Raw genomic sequence first — 14954 nt, 5'->3', positions numbered from 1 at the left:
ACCCCACCGGAACCCGGACCGCGCGACAGCCGACACGCCGATAACGGTCGAAAAACATCCGGATGGTTGACCGGTACGTGGCCCCCGCGCAGGAGTTCGACGACGCCGGGCGGCTTCGCAGTCCAGTGTGGATGGTGCGGTGTCACCGCCGGTCGGCGGGAGCTGGGAACAGCTCGCCGATCGGATATGGTTTTCCCAGGTGGTAGCCTTGCCCCTGGTCGCAGCCGAGATCGCGGATGATGGCGAGCTGGGTGGCAGTCTCGATGCCCTCAGCCACGACGTCGAGACCGACCGCGTGGGACATGGCGACGATGCCGGCGACGATGACCTCGACCTCGTCGCAGGTGCCGAGGTCGGTGACGAACGTCTGGTCGATCTTGAGGATGTCCACGGGCAGCCGCCGGAGCTGCGCCAGCGAGGAGTACCCGGTTCCGAAATCGTCGATCGCCAGGAAGATGCCCAGCTCACGCAGGGCGGTCAGGATGCGGGTCGCGGCGGTGGGGTCCTGCATGATCGCGTTCTCGGTGATCTCCAGGCACAGCGCGTGGGCCGGCAGCCCCGAATCCGCGAGCGCGTGCTGCACGTGGTCCAGCAGATCGGGATCTTCGAGCTGGCGCGGTGAGAGGTTCGCGTTGAGGTGCAGGTCGAGGTCGTGGCGTTCGCGTTCGGCGGCGATCTGGCGCGTCGCAAGGCGCAGCATGTGCGCGCCTATCGGGATGATCAGGTCGCTCTCCTCTGCCAGTGGGATGAATTCCCCCGGCGAGACCGTTCCGTGCAGCGGGTGCGACCACCGGAGCAAGCCCTCCACGGCGACCATGCGGTCGCCGCGCAGATCGACGACGGGTTGGTAGGCCACCCAGAGCTCGTCATTCGGCACGGCGTGGCGCAGGTCCTGCTCCAGCACCATGTGCCGCTGCACGCGTTCGCGCAGGTCGACGTCGAAGAACGCGCAGCGGCCGCCGCCCTGCGCCTTGGCCTGGTACATGGCGACGTCGGCGTCGCGCAGTAGGTCCATCCCGGACCGGGTGTCGCCAGTGCCGACCAGCACCACCCCGATGCTGCCGTTGACGTGCAGTTGCCTGCACTGCACCCGAACCGGTTCGGTGAGCGCGGCGAGCAGCCGTTGGACGAGCCTGCGGAGCATGGCGTGGTCGCTCTCGCCGTCGACCAGGACCACGAACTCGTCCCCGCCGAGGCGACCGACCAGCGCTCCGCCGGGCGTCGCGCGCACCAGGCGCTCCCCGGTTATCCGCAGCACTTCGTCGCCGGTGCCGTGGCCCAGGGAATCGTTGATGCGCTTGAAGTTGTCCAGGTCGATAAACAGCACTGCCGTCGGGCGCGCTCGTCGCCGCGAGCCTTCGAGGTGCCGCAGGACCAGCGTGCGGTTGGCAAGCCCGGTCAGCGGGTCGTGGGTGGCCTCGTGCTCCAGGCGTTCCCGGGCGGCCCGGCTCTCGGTAATGTCGGTGAACGAGGCGACGACCTTGTGCGGCGGGCGGTCCTGGGGGTTCAGTGGGCTGCACGTGACCCGCAGCCACGTCTTGCGGCCGTCCGGCCGGTCCACGCGGACCACTCGCGAGTTCTCCGGTTTCCCGGTCTGCCGGGGCATCACCGACGGGTGTTCCTCCGGTCGCAGCGTCACCCCGGACTCGTCGGCCAACGGCCAGGACGCCGGTGAGGTGCCGACGATCTCCGCTGCGGACACGCCGGTGATGCGCTCGGCGGCGGGGTTGGCGGACTCGACGACCCCTGTCCGCCCCATCACGACGACGCCTTCGTCCAGGGCGGCGACGACGGTCGCGAAGTCCTGCTCGGCCTGCCGCCGCGCAGTCTCGTCGGCGCACACCAGCACGTACCCGGAGTCCATCTCCGCCGCCGAGATCCGGATGATCAGGGCGGATCCGTCCTGGTGCCGGTGCACGGCCTCGGTGACCCCGCCGCCGGCGATCAGTGCTCCGGGCCGCAGCGGGGCGCCGACGAGCGTCGCGACGTGCCGCCCCAGCGCCTGGTCGGCGGGCATCCCGTAGACGGTTTCGGCGGCCGGGTTCCAGCTGGTGACCACCCCGTCGCGGCTCGTCGCGATGATCGCGTTGTTGACGTGCTGCACCAGCGCCGCTTGGTAGCGCAGCGCGGCTTCGCCCGCTTTTTGCGCGGTGACGTCCCGCCCGATGACCTGCACGGCCGGGTGTCCCTCCCAGGTGGTGTGCACCGCGACCAGCTCCACCGGGACCGGGGCGCCGTCCACTCGCCGCAGATCGGCCTGCGCTCGCGGCGTCGCGGTGCCGGCGGTCGTCAGCGACCGGATCCGCTCGTGCATCTCGGCGATCGAGTTCGGGGCGACGAAATCGGCGACCGGCCGCCCCAGCAGCTCTTCGCTGGACTCGGCGCCGACGATCGTGCTCATCGCCGCGTTGGCGTACTTGATGATCCCGTTCTGGTGGACGCAGATCGCCTCCGGGCTGAGCTCGACGAGCAGCCGGTACCGGCTGGCGAGGTCCGCCAGGGCCTGCCTGTCCCGGTGCTGATCGGTCACCTCCCGGACTAGCCCGATGAGGCCGGAAGCTCGCCAGTCGCCGAACGGGCGGGCGTGGAAGTGCAGCAACCGCGTTCCGCCGTCGGCGGTGGTGATTGGTTGCTCCAGGTCGAGATCCTGCCATTGTGTGGTGGTCTCCGCCGCCACCGTCCACGGCTCGATCAGCTCGGCCAGACGGGCCTGCAGGGCTTCGTTTGCCGCACCGGACATGCCCAGGAGCGCGTCCAAGCCGGGCGTCCAGGTGATCCGATGATCGGCGAAGCTGAACGTCCACCCGATCGCGCCCTGTGCGGACAGCGCGAGCTCCAGGAACTCGTCGTTGAGGCCCGAACTGCTCGAAATCCCGCCCCCAGGATCGATCTCCATGATCCGTCCAATTAGAGACCTCGCCCAGCCGCTCACAGCGTGAGCCGCGTCCGTTGTGGCCACAGCGCCATGTCTTCCATTCGACTTAGCAGTTCCCATAACTGCTGGCCACCAACCGCTTACCAACCGCTGGTGCCGAGCAGCACGCGCCGTGGCCGATCACGAGCGAGCATCCACCTCAAATGCCAACACGAATTTAGGCGAAAAGTGCAGCCACTTTCGATCTCGATCTTCATTCATCCGTGTGAAAAACCGGAGAGCCGAAACACATATCGTGGCGATCAGAGGAAGACGAGCAAATGGGCGCGCAGCACTGCGGAATCAACGGCATCGGCGCGGTGACCGGCTACGGCTGGGGCCGCGAGGCCTTATGGGACGGACTGGTCGGCGGCGAGGTGGCCGCGCGACCGATCGGCGGGCACGGCCCCGACCGGGACCAGACGGCGTGGGTCGCGAACGTGCCGGACGGCGGCGACGAGCTGGACGGCCCGAGCCGCTTCGCCAGGGCCATGCGAGCCGCCGCGCGCGAGGCGGTCATCGACGCCGAGGGCCGAGGCTGGCGGCCCGGGCGGCGGGTGGGGCTGCTGCACGCGGCCGTGCTCGGGGACCTGGAACTGTGGCGGAACTTCTACGCCACCCGGGGCGCGGACGTGTCGGTGCGCGACTACCTGTCGCTGATGCCGTCGACCCCGGTGTCGACGTTCATGCAGGAGTTCGGCTTCCACGGCCCGGCGATGAACGTTTCGGCGACCTGCGCCTCCGGCAACGCGGGCCTGCTCTCCGCGAAGGCCTGGCTGAATGCCGATATCGTCGACGACGTGGTCTTCGTGGCCACCGACCTGTCGTCCACGCCCGAGACCGTGCTGCACTTCAGCCGGCTCGGGGTCGCGATCACCGATGCCGAACCGCTGCAGGCCTGCCGACCGTTCCAGGAGGGCAGCCGCGGCTTCATCATGGGCGAGGGCTCGGTCGGGATGGTGCTGTCGAAGCGGTCGCCGAACCCGTACGCCCACGTTCTCGGCGGCGCGATGTCGCACGATGCCCACCACGTGACCTCGGTCGACCCGAACCTGACCGAGCTGGTCCGCTGCTTCACCGAGGCACTGGCCAACGCCGGTGCGGAGCCGTCTCAGGTGCGCTACCTCAACGCCCACGGGCCCGGCACTCAGCAGTGCGACCGGGCCGAGGCGGCCGTGTTCGAAAAGCTACTCCCGACCGATGCCGAGCTCTACTCGGTAAAACCGCTGGTGGGCCACTGCATGGGCGCGGCCTCGGCGGTGGAGATCTCCGCGACCGCACTCGGGTACGACCGCGGCCTGATCCCCGCCCCGCCTAAGGTCGCCCCGGGCCACCCGAGGCTGCTGGACGGCCCGACTGCACCGGCCGACGGGCTCACGCTGAAGTCCTCGCTCGGGCTGGGCGGCCACAACTCAGTGGTGGTGCTCGCACCCCTGGCGTGACCGCCCCGGACCACGGCGCCGCCTACTACACGAGAGAACACCCGTGAGTGTTTTTGGGTGCTATGGCACCCACAAACGCTCACGGGTGTTCTTCCGCCAGCTCACCCTAGGCTAAGGCTGGCCAGCGCCGTGGCGCCCGTAGGGCACGGCGCGCACCAAGATCACCCGCACAGTGCCGCCGTTGGGGACGCAGTAGCTCCGCTGCTCGCCCTGCTTGGCTCCGGACAGCGCGGCGCCCAGCGGTGAATCGGGCGAGTAGACGGTGAGCCCGTCGAGGTCGGAGCCATCGCGGGCGCCGAGCAAAAACGTCTCCGTCTCGTCGTCGTCGAAGCGGACGGTGAGGACCATGCCAGGTTCGGCGATTCCGTCGTCCGGTGGTGCCTCGCCGACCACCGCGTTCCGGAGCAGTTCCTGGATCTCCCTGATGCGTCCGCGGCGACGACCCGCGTCCGTGGCGAAGTCCTGGTCGTCGGCGGTGCCCTCGGCGGAGCCGCCCTGGCGGTGGTCGAGCAGCTCGGCGAGCTCTTCCCGGAGCCGGTCGTGGGCGTGCTGGGTCAACCAGAGGCGTTGCGTCGTGGCCATGGCGTGTCCTCGTGTCTGTTCATCGGTGGCGTCCCGGATCGGCGGATGCCGGGACCGTTCGGCATGTGGCGGCAGGGCGGCGGGCGCGATTGCTGCGAGCGGGAGAACGCGGTCCGGGCTCCGGTACGGCGACGATCGACTGCCCGAGACCCGAATGCGGTGCGGCAGCACGGCTAAACGGCGGATGCGTGGCTCGCTCAGTGGGGTCGCTGGCGGCTACCGGCCTGCGTGGTCCCACGAGCTCCGGGCCACCGCGTCGACCCGGACGACGGTGATTACGTCCAGAGCCACCGCGCTGCGGTGCGAGCGCAACCGGGCGTATCCGTCCGGACCGCGGTCACGGCCTGCGGATCACGGCTGTGACCGGTGCTCTCGCCGTCCATGACCAACCTCCGTGATTGGAACTGCCGAACCGTTCCAGACCGAGGATGGCCGACGGTCCGTCGGTACCGGTTGTCCGAACCGAACAAATCCGCTCCCGATCTTGTCCGGTTACGCCAGTTTCACTCGCCGGAAAAGATGATCTCCTGGCTGATCGGCTTCACGGAGTCGTGCCCCGCATGGGCACAGCGGAGCGCGGGTGTGGAGTTTGCTGGAACCCGCATGCCGAGTTCCGGCAGGTGGGGCGGCCGTCAACCCCGGTCGGCTTGCCGCGCCACGTTTTCTAGCCGGTCCCGGTAGGCCTGCCACCACGCTCGGTCGCCCGGTGGCATGTTGTCGTTCTCCCGGCGCAGGCCGGTGGCGCCGTCGATTAGCTCCCGGATGATGTCGGCATGGCCGGCGTGCCGGTGGGTCTCGGCGATCATGTGCACCAGGACCCGGTGCAGCGTGATCCGCTTCCGGTCGTCCGGCCAGTGCGGCACCGTGCCGGCGTCATCCAGCGCCAGCTCGTCGATCGTGGCGTCCGAGTGCGCGCACACCCGGTGGTATAGCCCGACGATCTCCTCGCGCGATTCGTCCGCGGTCGCCCACATGTCCACGTTGGGTTCGGCGTCGTCGGTCAGCCAGGGCAGCGGCTCGTCGAACGGACGCCCGAAGGTGATGCCGAAGTACCCCAGCTCGCAGCCGGTCAGGTGCTTGATCAGTCCCAGCAGGTTGGTGCCGGTCGGTGTCAGCGGTCGGCGGATGTCGTACTCGGACAGCCCGTCCAGCTTCCACAGCAGGGCCTCGCGCGCTGTCCGCAGGTAGAGGTGCAGGTCGGACTTCGCTCCCGGCTCGGCCATGCCGGCGAGAGTACCGCGAGGTAACCGGCGAACGGCCCAGAAACGGGAAGATCACCGCCGGCGGAATTCATGCCATCGGGCGGACTGCGGGACCGGTGGCTCGGTTACCCCCAGGAGAACAGCGGGAGGCGCTGTTCTGGTTCGGGGGGAAACCAATGGACATGACGAGTCCGGCAGCAGGTGGTTTGATCAACTACGTGCGCACGGTGGCGGGCGACCTGGGCGACGACGTGTATGAGGTGGACGTCGACCTGGAAAGCGGGTTGGCCACGGCGATCATCCTCGTGCACTCCAAGGTGCCCACCCTCGTGGACTTCCCGCTCCTGCTCACCTGGGATGAGGTCAGCGGCTGGGCGCTGCGGGTCGAGACCGACGGCCGGGGGGACACCACGGCCATCGAGTTCATGGGCGAGGACATCCTGCCCGACCCCGGCTTGGTGCGGCACTTCCTGCGGGAGGCGATCAGCGGCCGCAACCCGGGCATTCTCCAGCCGCCGTCGTTCCGCATGCCGAACGCGGGCGATGACCTGGAGGACCGGCTTGCTCGCTTCGCAGCCTGACCGGGCGCGCGGGAGGCAGTGGGGAACTCCCTGCGTCGTCCGGTCCGCGGCGACCGCGTCAAGCGTGCGTGCGGTGGAAGATCAGGCGGTAGAGCAGTAGGAGGACCAGCGAGCCTATGACCGCCCACACGAAGCTCATCACGTTGAAGCCGGTAACTCCCGCACCACCGGCAAGGCGGGTTGAGATCCATCCCCCGAGCAGTCCACCGACGATCCCGATCACGATGGTCACGATGATTCCGCCGGGGTCGCGGCCCGGCAGGATGAACTTGGCGATCGCCCCGGCGATCAGGCCGAACAAGATCCAGCTGAGAATTCCCATGACGAAGTCACTCCCAAGCCACGAGTTCAACATCCGACCCAGGTGTTCCCCGCGCGCGCATGGCTCAAAGGTGTGCTCGGGAAGGCAGTCCGAACGCGTTTCTGGTTTCTGGCCGCGCCTGCGCGGGTAGCCCGGAAGCGCACCACTGCGACGAGGAGTTTCCTGTCGGGCGTCGGGGAATCGGATGCCGACCGGCGCGGATTGGAAACGGTACAAAGCAATTGGGATGATCCAGATGATCCGGGAGGAGAGCGCGGTGCGGACCGACGTCGAGAAATCCGGGGATGTACCGCCGACGGCCAGCTGCTCAGCTCCGGAACCGACCGAGGGCAACGACGATGACGACGTGATCACCCTCGGTTATGACTGAAAGAGTTGCACTGTCCTAAGAGGATGTTCGGGCTCGATTCCCGGAAGTCGGCCCGGCTGTAGCTAGGTACCCAGGCATCGGCGCCGCGAGGTGCCGTGGTTGAGGTACTTGCGCAATGCGAGTCCGGGATATACTGGGGGCTGCTCGCCAGCGTCACAGGCACCCGCGTCGCCATCGCGATCGCCGGGGTGCTCATCCTGGGTACGCCGGTCCTGCTGCCCGGCCGGGAACACGCCGAACCACGCCCCGAGCTCGCGGGGGCCGCGTATGACCGGTCGGAACTCGTGGAAGTCCAGGATTGCCAACGAATTCTGACCTCGTCTCAGCCGCGAGCGAACCTGCGCGCCGAGGTGCTCGCGCGGACTGGCAGCTGCAGGCGCTCGGCAACATCACGCATGCCTTCATGGCGCGCAGGCGAACAGCCGGGAGCTGCGGACCCAGTACGACGAACGCTCCCCTGAACGCTCCTGGTCGGGGCTGGAACGATTCCTGGCTGAGTGCCTTGCAGCACCGTCGAAGTCGTGAGCGACCCGCGCCGTAAGGAAGTCCACATAGGACAAAGGTGACCAGCCCGGGGGTAGCCGGGAGCCAGGGGAGTGGACCGCAGCGCGCGGTCCACGCCGATGGCGATGAATTCGCGTCGCGGACGAAGTCGGGGTCGGCCGCCGGATCCGGGGTCAACATCCACGGCGGCGCACCCGTCGGGGCTTGCTTTCAAGGGACGGCCTGTTTCGAGCAAGCGGCCAGCGGCACCGCGACGGCGGCGTCGGCGAGGAACTGCCGTTGCGAGCATCCGCGGTGCTCATCGGTCATCTGCGGTCCTCGTCGCGCGGGCTTGGCCGGCGTGGTGGAGCAACTCGACGACTTCGGCATCGGGGGTCTGGGTGAAGTCCCGGTACCACTGGCCGATCGCCATGAACCAGCCCGGAGTCTCCAGGCAGACCTGCTCGTCGGTCACTTCCTCAAGTCGTTCCAGCGCGTTCGGCGGCGCCACGGGCACGGCCAGGACCACGCGGGCGGCGCCCTGCTCGCGGGCCACTCGGCAGGCCACGTGCGCGGTGGAGCCGGTGGCGATCCCGTCGTCGACGACGATCGCAGTTCTGCCGGTCACGTCCACGCGTCGGCGATCGACGCGGAACAGCCGCGCGCGCCGGTCGAGTTCGACCCGTTCGCGCCGCTCCACCCCGTCCAGTTCCCTCGCGCTGACCCCGGTCTTCCACAGCACCTCGTTGTTGATGATGCGAACGTCGCCTTCCCCGATGGCGCCCATGCCGAGCTCGGGATGGGTGGGCACGCCGAGCTTGCGAACCACGATCACGTCCAGCGGCGCGCGCAGCGCCCGCGCGACTTCGAACGCCACCGGTACCCCACCGCGCGGCAATCCGAGGACTACGGCGTCCGCGCCGCGGAAGTGCAGCAACTGTTGCGCCAGCCGACGACCAGCGTCCCTCCGGTTATCGAACGGCACGCCGAGCACCCCCTCACCAGCCCGCGCACCAAGCGTGGCTCAGATGCGAGGTGGCGGAACAGAGGCGATCGGCACTCGGTGCCGGTTCAGCCGCGAGTCGCGCCCGCTCGGGAACCCGTACGCCGACCGTGGTCGTGCACCCGCGAGGTCCCCCACGGAGACATCGCCGAACAGATCCGCAGGGATCAGCCTGGGCGTGCATCGTCATGATCGCGGTGACGTAGCGGCTGTCCTCGAGGGCGTCGCCAAGGCGGTCGCGCTGCGCGACGCCCCGAGCGCGCGGATTACGTCCCGCTCGGGCGACGATCCGTGCTGGTAGAGCTGCCGGCGCAGGTTCCCGCGAGCCCGGCTGAGGTCGCGCTCGCCCCCGTGACCTGATGAGCTCGAGCGCGCTGATCTCAGGCGAGGTGGCCGAACACGATCAGGTTGTCCTCGTAGCTGCGGCGCGACTTGTCGAAATCCCCGCCGCACGTGATCAGCCGGATCTCCGGGCGGGGCACGTCGCCGTACACGGCGTCGGTGGGGAACTTGTCTTTCGGGAACCGCTCGATGCGGTCGACCAGGTAGGTGACCTGCGAACCGTCCCGGCGGTCGACCCGGATCCGGTCACCGGCGCGGAGATCGCGCAACCGGTAGAACACCCCGGCCTCGGTGTAGGAGTCGACGTGGCCCAGTACGACGAACGGGCCGACCTCGCCCGCTCCCGGCCCGCCGTCGTACCAACCCGCCTGCCTGGGCGTCTCGATCGGGGGAACTTGGACGGAACCGTCCGCGTTCAACCCCAGCGGCACGAGGCTCGACGCCACCCGGATGGACGGCATGGCGATCCCGATGGGATGGGGATCGCCCGGCACCGACGTCGCCGGTACCACCGGTGCGGGGGCCGCGGCCGGCGGCGGTGCGGAATCCGCGCCCGCCGGGCCGAAGACCGCCGCGCCCGCCGCGGACAGCAGCAAGGTGATCCACAAGGCTAGAACTCCAGCTCTCACGTTCCACCTCCGTGCTTCCGCGACGGCGAGTTCCGCCTGTGTGCGGGCATTCGTGCGGGATGGTGGTGTGCGCTTCCGGAGCGCACACCACCATCCCGGCTGGATCAGCGCTGCGACTCGGCACGCCGACGTCGGTGCGCGTAAGCGCCACCGGCCGCCAGGACGACGACCGCCGCGCCGCCTGCTGCCAGCAGCGGGCCGGAGACGCCGGAGTCGTCCTGTGCCGTGGCCCCGCCACCCGCCGGAACGGCGCCGACCGGCTTCTGCACGACCTGCGGCGTCGGCGGGACGGTGGGCTTGGCCGTCGGGACGACCTGCGGCCTGGCCGATGTCGGCCTAGCCGACGGCCGCTGTGCCGGCGACTGCGCAGGTGGCACCGCTGCCGGAGGCTGGGCCGGAGGCACAGCTGCCGGTGGCACCGCCGGCGGCACCGCTGCCGGTGGTGCGGGCGGCGGCGCGACCTCCTCCGGCGGGCAGTTCTCCACGCACGGAGGCGGGCACTCTTCGAAGTTGCACGGCAGCAGCGGCGGCGCTGGGCACTCCCCAGGTTTATCGCACTTGTCGTCGGCCGTGCGGACCAGCGGTGGTGTCGCCGAATTCACTTCAGCGCTCCCCAGTGGAGCAAGACCGATCGAAGTACCCAACACGAAGGCGGCAATCCCGCCAAGGCGAACAAGCGTTGAGGACACTCGAGCCTCCTTTTGATCAATGCGCGAGAATCCCGCATTCGAGATCATTTTCCCCAAATCGCCTCGCGAGATCCGGAAGGCGACTATTCGTAACGGTAAACACGGTCTTTCCGGTCGGCAGCGGCAGAAATGCATGATCCTACGATCGTGGTGCTGTTGATATGTCCAATTGGGAACACTCCTCACTCAAGGTGAGGTCGACACGTTCGCGGCGCCTAAGATGTCCCCTGTACGTTGATCGAGCCTGCGAGATCGGGGGGTGCAGTCACAGATCGTCACCATCGTGATGTGTCCAGGCGTGGCGATCGTCCAAATAGCTAGATCGATCGCATTTGTGATCTGCCGTCTTCGGAGATCAATAGTTCAGGGTCGCCGGAAAATGACTTTGAAAAAATGATCGACGCCGTGATCGAATTGTTCAAAGAAATTCTCGATCAATTCGTCTGGGGCGTCCTCGGGAGTGGCGGGCGAAAGTCGGAAAGGTGCCTGCAATCGGCTCGCTAGGACAGCCTCGCCGCCAGTTTTCGGCGGTGATCAGGTATCTGCGGTGCGGCCTGCCGTATTCGAAACATTCGCCGTGTGGCCGAAATCCGAGCTTGTCGAGCACGCGCGCCGAGGCGGGGTTCCGGGGATCGACGACCGCCGTCAGCTCCGGCAGGCGGAGTTGGTCGAATGCCGCGGCGAGGCAGAGCTGCCCGACCTCGGTGGCGAGGCCTTGACCCCACGACTGGCGTGCCAGCGTATAGCCGAACTCGGCGCCGACGTCGCGCGCCTCGAACCCGGCGTCGCCGATGAGACGGCCCGTCGAGCGCTCGATCACTGCCCAGAACGAGTAGCCGTGCATGCGTTGGTGCTGGATGTAGTCATCGACCATCGCCGCGCTCTCCGTGGCAGGGACCGCGTTCCCGTACGCGACGTAGCGCATCACCTCGGGGTCGCCGTAGACCGCGTGGATCGCGGTGCGGTCCTCGGTCCGGAACGGGCGAACCTGCAGGCGAGCACTCGTCAGCGGGAACTGGATGGCCACGAGGCCAACTCTTTCCCGTCCAAGTCCCGCTGGGCAAGCCGATTACCCCGCTATATTGACTGCTCCCCCGCCTGAAGGCGGGGGATTTTTCGTCCCTCGTCTCCAGGCGTAGTGGGGATTCCTGGCTCAGGCAGCCTCCCGGGGCAGCGCCTCGGGAGGTCTTGCGCCCTCAACACCAGCCGGGTACAGCCCAGCCCGGACCAGCATCACACGCGCGGAGTTCTTGTCTCTCGGACAGACGTGCCCGCACGCGGTACAGGTATAGGTTCGTTCCGACAGCGGCAGCGCGTGCTTGGTTCTCGCCCCGCACTGTCCACAGTCCATTGTCGTGTGCTTCGGATCGACAAGCATCACCAGGCGGCCGTGCTTGCGCCCCATCGTGATCAGTTCGTTTTTCGTGGCCGAGATCGCAGCATCAGCGGCAACGACCGTACCTCGGTCGCGACCACGAACGAGCAATACCAGTGCCCTTGGGCGTCCTGGTACACACGCACCGACGACGGCGCGGAGGGAAGCTCGCGGGACCACACCACCGTGCACACGATGCCACCCGTCAGGTGCAGGCGACCGTCGGTGATCCGGTACCCGCGCAGCGTGTAGTTCAAGCTCGGACGCGCGAGCGCCTTTTTCTTGAACTTCGGCATGCCCGCCCGCTGCCGCATCGGCAACCGGGCCTTGACGTCCTTCAACGCCTTGGCGCGGGACTTGGCGAAGTCACGGATGATCTGCTGCGGAACCGAACCGCCGGCACTCAGCCAGTCGTGTTCACTGCGCTATCCGGTCAGCAGCTTGCACAGGTGCGCGGGACCGCATTTCTCGCCCGCACGGTACGCCTGACGGGAGGTGGCCACGCACTGGTTCCATACCCACCGGCACCGATCCCACTCGGCCAGCAGCGCATGCCGGGAGGTCAGCGACAAACGAAGCCGATAGGTGTACCGGGCGTGCCCGGCATCCTCGGTCTTCACTGTTGCTGCCATATGGATCACCGTAGCATTGGGTTTATGGCCATCGACAGCGAGTTCCGTACAGGAAGACACGTAGTTTTCCTCGTGCATGCTCACTTGGTTTTCGTCGCGAAGTGCCGGCACCCCGTGTTCACCGACGCACACCTGACCCGCATGGAAAAAATCATGCGGGAGGTATGCGGCGACTTCGAAACCGAACTGGAAGAGTTCAACGGCGAAGTTGACCATGTGCATCTGCTGGTCAGCTTCCCACCCAAGGTCGCGGTGTCGAAACTGGTCAACTCCCTCAAAGGGGGTATCCTCCCGGCTGTTGCGTAAGGAGCACGAAGACCTGCGGTTCGCTTACTGGAGAGGTGTCTGGTTGTGGTCGGGCTCCTACTTTGCCGGGTCGGTCGCAGGCGCACCGATTTCCGTGGTGCGCCAGTACATCGAACGGCAAACCCGCCCCGCTGCCTGAGTGGTCGGCTTAAGCACGGAATTGATGCGCTTCCCCCCGCCCTAAAAGACGGGGCATCCGCGCTACGTTTCTTCGGTGACCAAAGTCGAAGTTCTGGTCACTACGAGGAGGTGAGATCAGGTGCCGCGGCCGCTGATCCCCAACCGGGTGGGAGCGATCTTCGATGCCGCCGAGGTTTGGTGCTGCGCGATGGTTTCGACGGAGTCACCGTCGAGCGGATCGCTCGCCGTGCGGGGATCGGCAAGGGAGCGATCTACCGCGAGTTCGGGAGCAAGCACGAGCTGATGGACGCGCTGCTCGCCCGGTGCACGCGGCGTCTGGTCGACCAGGTCCGCCAACGCGTCCTCGCGGCGTCGACGCCGGTCGGGTTGAGCGCCGTCTACCGGTTCGGGATCGAGGCGTTGCTCGACGATTCGCTGATGACCGCGGCATTCCTGGACGTGCCGGTGGTCGCCGCGCCGGTGCGTTGGGGGGCTCGGACGGGAATCATCGCGAGCAGGCCGATCAGCAGGATGAGGACGATCCCGGCCATGCCTGCGCGTTGGGTGCCGAACAGGGCGATGAAGCCGCTGAAGGCCAGTGGTCCGAGGAAGCTGACGGCCCGTCCGGTAGTGGCGTAGAGGCCGAACGTTTCGCCTTCCCTCCCCGGCGGGGCGATGCGTGCGAGGAAGGTCCGGCTGGCCGATTCCGTCGGTCCCAGGAAACCTGCCAGAAGCAGCCCGCACACCCAGAAAGCGGCCTTGCCGGGTAGCGCCACCATCGAACTGCCCACCACGACCAGGCCGAACAGCGACGTGACGATGATGGGCTTCGGGCCGAACCGGTCGTCCGCTCGACCGCCCAGGTAAGCGCTGGCACCGGCGATCAGGTTCGCCGCGATCGCGAAGACCACCACCTCGCCGGGGCTGAAACCGAAGGTGCCCGCCGCGATCACACCGCCGAAGGTGAAGATCGCGGCCAGCCCATCCCGGTAGATCGCGCTGGCCGCCAGGTATCCCAACGTGCTCCGGTCGGTGCGCCACATCCGCGCCAGCCGTTTGCCCAGCACGAGGTACCCGGTCAGGAAGGACCGCTGGACTTGATCCGCAGGCGATGGGGCCTCGGGAACGAAGATGAGCAGTGGCAGCGCGAAGAGCGCGAACCACGTGGCCGCGAACAGCGCGACGACGCGGATGTTGAGTCCGTCCTCGGAGGTCACGCCGAACAGGCCGATTTCGGGTTGCACGAACCCGAACAGGACGATCGCCAGCGCGACGAGCCCCCCGAAGTAGCCCATCGCCCAGCCGAATCCCGAGATTCGGCCGATCGACGCCGGCGTCGAGACCTGGAGCAGCATCGCGTTGTAGTTCACGCCCGCGAACTCCACGAACACGCTGCCGACGGCGACCAGCACCAGGCCCAGCAGCAGGAAGGACGGAACGTCCTGGACGAAGTACAGCCCGGCCGTGCTGACCACTACGAGGGCGGTGTGCAGCGCCAGCCACCGCTTGCGCCGTCCGCCGGCATCGCTGCGCTGCCCGGTCACCGGCGCGATCAGCGCGATGCACGCTCCGGCGATGGTGAGCGTGACACCGAGCGCTTTGGACCCGGTCTGCGGGTCGCTCGCCACCGAGCCCGTCAGGTACACGGTGAACACGAAGGTGAGGATCACGGTGTTAAACGCCGATGATCCCCAGCCCCAAAGCGCCCAGCAGATCACCGAACGCCAGTCCCACCGAGCCGCAGCGACCGGATTCGCAGCCACATCCATCCTGCGATCAGACCAGCCCGCCGCCACCCGAGCCACTCGAAAGGCCGCGTTGCGGCCGAACTTCGCGGTGGTCTTCGGGTGGTCTAACTGCCGTCATTCGGGCAGATCGGGCGGCGATCCGGGTTTCAAGGAGCTGCCTTCGCCGTCGGCACGCCCGGGGAAAGACCCGTGCTTCGTTTTGCCGGTTGGCCCG

At 67.8% G+C, this 14954-nt stretch carries 16 protein-coding genes and 2 pseudogenes; 5 read left to right on the top strand and 13 right to left on the bottom strand.

Features of this window, described 5'->3' with window-relative positions; all coding sequences use genetic code 11:
• Positions 1–142: 142 nt before the first annotated feature.
• Positions 143–2896: a sensor domain-containing protein gene (locus ACRXBZ_RS00935; protein WP_433877320.1), complete on the bottom strand. Its 2754-nt coding sequence runs from the start codon at positions 2894–2896 to the stop codon at positions 143–145.
• Positions 2897–3195: 299 nt separating this feature from the next.
• On the opposite strand from ACRXBZ_RS00935, the gene ACRXBZ_RS00930 reads away from it, so the two are divergent.
• Positions 3196–4356 carry a beta-ketoacyl synthase N-terminal-like domain-containing protein gene (locus ACRXBZ_RS00930; RefSeq protein WP_433877319.1) on the top strand — a complete coding sequence of 387 codons (1161 nt, stop codon included), beginning with the start codon at positions 3196–3198 and terminating at the stop codon, positions 4354–4356.
• 111 nt (positions 4357–4467) lie between these two features.
• Here the strand turns inward: ACRXBZ_RS00930 and ACRXBZ_RS00925 are convergent, their stop codons facing one another.
• Together ACRXBZ_RS00925 and ACRXBZ_RS00920 are read right to left on the bottom strand one after the other, a co-directional pair.
• Positions 4468–4938: a GreA/GreB family elongation factor gene (locus ACRXBZ_RS00925; protein WP_433877318.1), complete on the bottom strand. Its 471-nt coding sequence runs from the start codon at positions 4936–4938 to the stop codon at positions 4468–4470.
• Between the two features lie 632 nt (positions 4939–5570).
• A complete protein-coding gene (locus ACRXBZ_RS00920; protein WP_433877317.1) occupies positions 5571–6161 on the bottom strand; it encodes a DinB family protein in 591 nt (196 codons plus the stop codon).
• 161 nt (positions 6162–6322) lie between these two features.
• On the opposite strand from ACRXBZ_RS00920, the gene ACRXBZ_RS00915 reads away from it, so the two are divergent.
• Positions 6323–6721: a DUF6292 family protein gene (locus tag ACRXBZ_RS00915; RefSeq protein WP_433877316.1), complete on the top strand. Its 399-nt coding sequence runs from the start codon at positions 6323–6325 to the stop codon at positions 6719–6721.
• A 58-nt stretch (positions 6722–6779) separates the two neighbouring features.
• On the opposite strand, the gene ACRXBZ_RS00910 is transcribed toward ACRXBZ_RS00915, so the two are convergent.
• Positions 6780–7043, bottom strand: a complete 264-nt coding sequence (locus ACRXBZ_RS00910; protein ID WP_433877315.1) for a GlsB/YeaQ/YmgE family stress response membrane protein — start codon at positions 7041–7043, stop codon at positions 6780–6782.
• 226 nt (positions 7044–7269) lie between these two features.
• Between ACRXBZ_RS00910 and ACRXBZ_RS00905 the strand changes: the two genes are divergently transcribed.
• Positions 7270–7413 (top strand): hypothetical protein, encoded by a 144-nt coding sequence (locus ACRXBZ_RS00905; RefSeq protein WP_433877314.1) that lies wholly within the window; start codon positions 7270–7272, stop codon positions 7411–7413.
• Between the two features lie 62 nt (positions 7414–7475).
• Here ACRXBZ_RS00905 and ACRXBZ_RS00900 read toward each other — a convergent pair whose 3' ends face one another.
• The 8 genes from ACRXBZ_RS00900 to ACRXBZ_RS00865 form a co-directional block, all read right to left on the bottom strand.
• Positions 7476–7718: a hypothetical protein gene (locus tag ACRXBZ_RS00900; protein WP_433877313.1), complete on the bottom strand. Its 243-nt coding sequence runs from the start codon at positions 7716–7718 to the stop codon at positions 7476–7478.
• Between the two features lie 497 nt (positions 7719–8215).
• On the bottom strand, positions 8216–8881 hold the full coding sequence (locus ACRXBZ_RS00895) for a phosphoribosyltransferase (RefSeq protein ID WP_433877312.1): 666 nt from the start codon (positions 8879–8881) through the stop codon (positions 8216–8218).
• Between the two features lie 398 nt (positions 8882–9279).
• Positions 9280–9870 (bottom strand): class F sortase, encoded by a 591-nt coding sequence (locus ACRXBZ_RS00890; protein WP_433877311.1) that lies wholly within the window; start codon positions 9868–9870, stop codon positions 9280–9282.
• A 104-nt stretch (positions 9871–9974) separates the two neighbouring features.
• Positions 9975–10472 carry a GVDTG sorting domain-containing protein gene (locus ACRXBZ_RS00885; RefSeq protein ID WP_168584141.1) on the bottom strand — a complete coding sequence of 166 codons (498 nt, stop codon included), beginning with the start codon at positions 10470–10472 and terminating at the stop codon, positions 9975–9977.
• A gap of 505 nt (positions 10473–10977) precedes the next feature.
• On the bottom strand, positions 10978–11586 hold the full coding sequence (locus ACRXBZ_RS00880; RefSeq protein WP_433877310.1) for a GNAT family N-acetyltransferase: 609 nt from the start codon (positions 11584–11586) through the stop codon (positions 10978–10980).
• A 126-nt stretch (positions 11587–11712) separates the two neighbouring features.
• Positions 11713–11964: a zinc ribbon domain-containing protein gene (locus tag ACRXBZ_RS00875; RefSeq protein ID WP_433877309.1), complete on the bottom strand. Its 252-nt coding sequence runs from the start codon at positions 11962–11964 to the stop codon at positions 11713–11715.
• Positions 11965–11969: 5 nt separating this feature from the next.
• Positions 11970–12275 carry a hypothetical protein gene (locus tag ACRXBZ_RS00870; RefSeq protein ID WP_433877308.1) on the bottom strand — a complete coding sequence of 102 codons (306 nt, stop codon included), beginning with the start codon at positions 12273–12275 and terminating at the stop codon, positions 11970–11972.
• Positions 12276–12359: 84 nt separating this feature from the next.
• Positions 12360–12566, bottom strand: a complete 207-nt coding sequence (locus ACRXBZ_RS00865; RefSeq protein ID WP_433877265.1) for a hypothetical protein — start codon at positions 12564–12566, stop codon at positions 12360–12362.
• Between the two features lie 24 nt (positions 12567–12590).
• On the opposite strand from ACRXBZ_RS00865, the pseudogene tnpA reads away from it, so the two are divergent.
• Together tnpA and ACRXBZ_RS00855 are read left to right on the top strand one after the other, a co-directional pair.
• Positions 12591–13011: pseudogene (gene tnpA / locus ACRXBZ_RS00860) on the top strand (IS200/IS605 family transposase).
• Positions 12918–13256: pseudogene (locus ACRXBZ_RS00855) on the top strand (hypothetical protein); the annotation flags it as partial. The pseudogenes tnpA and ACRXBZ_RS00855, both read left to right, overlap by 94 nt.
• A 134-nt stretch (positions 13257–13390) precedes the next feature.
• Here the strand turns inward: ACRXBZ_RS00855 and ACRXBZ_RS00850 are convergent.
• On the bottom strand, positions 13391–14755 hold the full coding sequence (locus ACRXBZ_RS00850; protein ID WP_433877307.1) for an MFS transporter: 1365 nt from the start codon (positions 14753–14755) through the stop codon (positions 13391–13393).
• Positions 14756–14954: the final 199 nt, after the last annotated feature.

Source organism: Saccharopolyspora hattusasensis (assembly GCF_050972075.1).
Lineage (GTDB): Bacteria > Actinomycetota > Actinomycetes > Mycobacteriales > Pseudonocardiaceae > Saccharopolyspora > Saccharopolyspora hattusasensis.
This window is presented reverse-complemented; position numbering and strand designations above follow the sequence as displayed.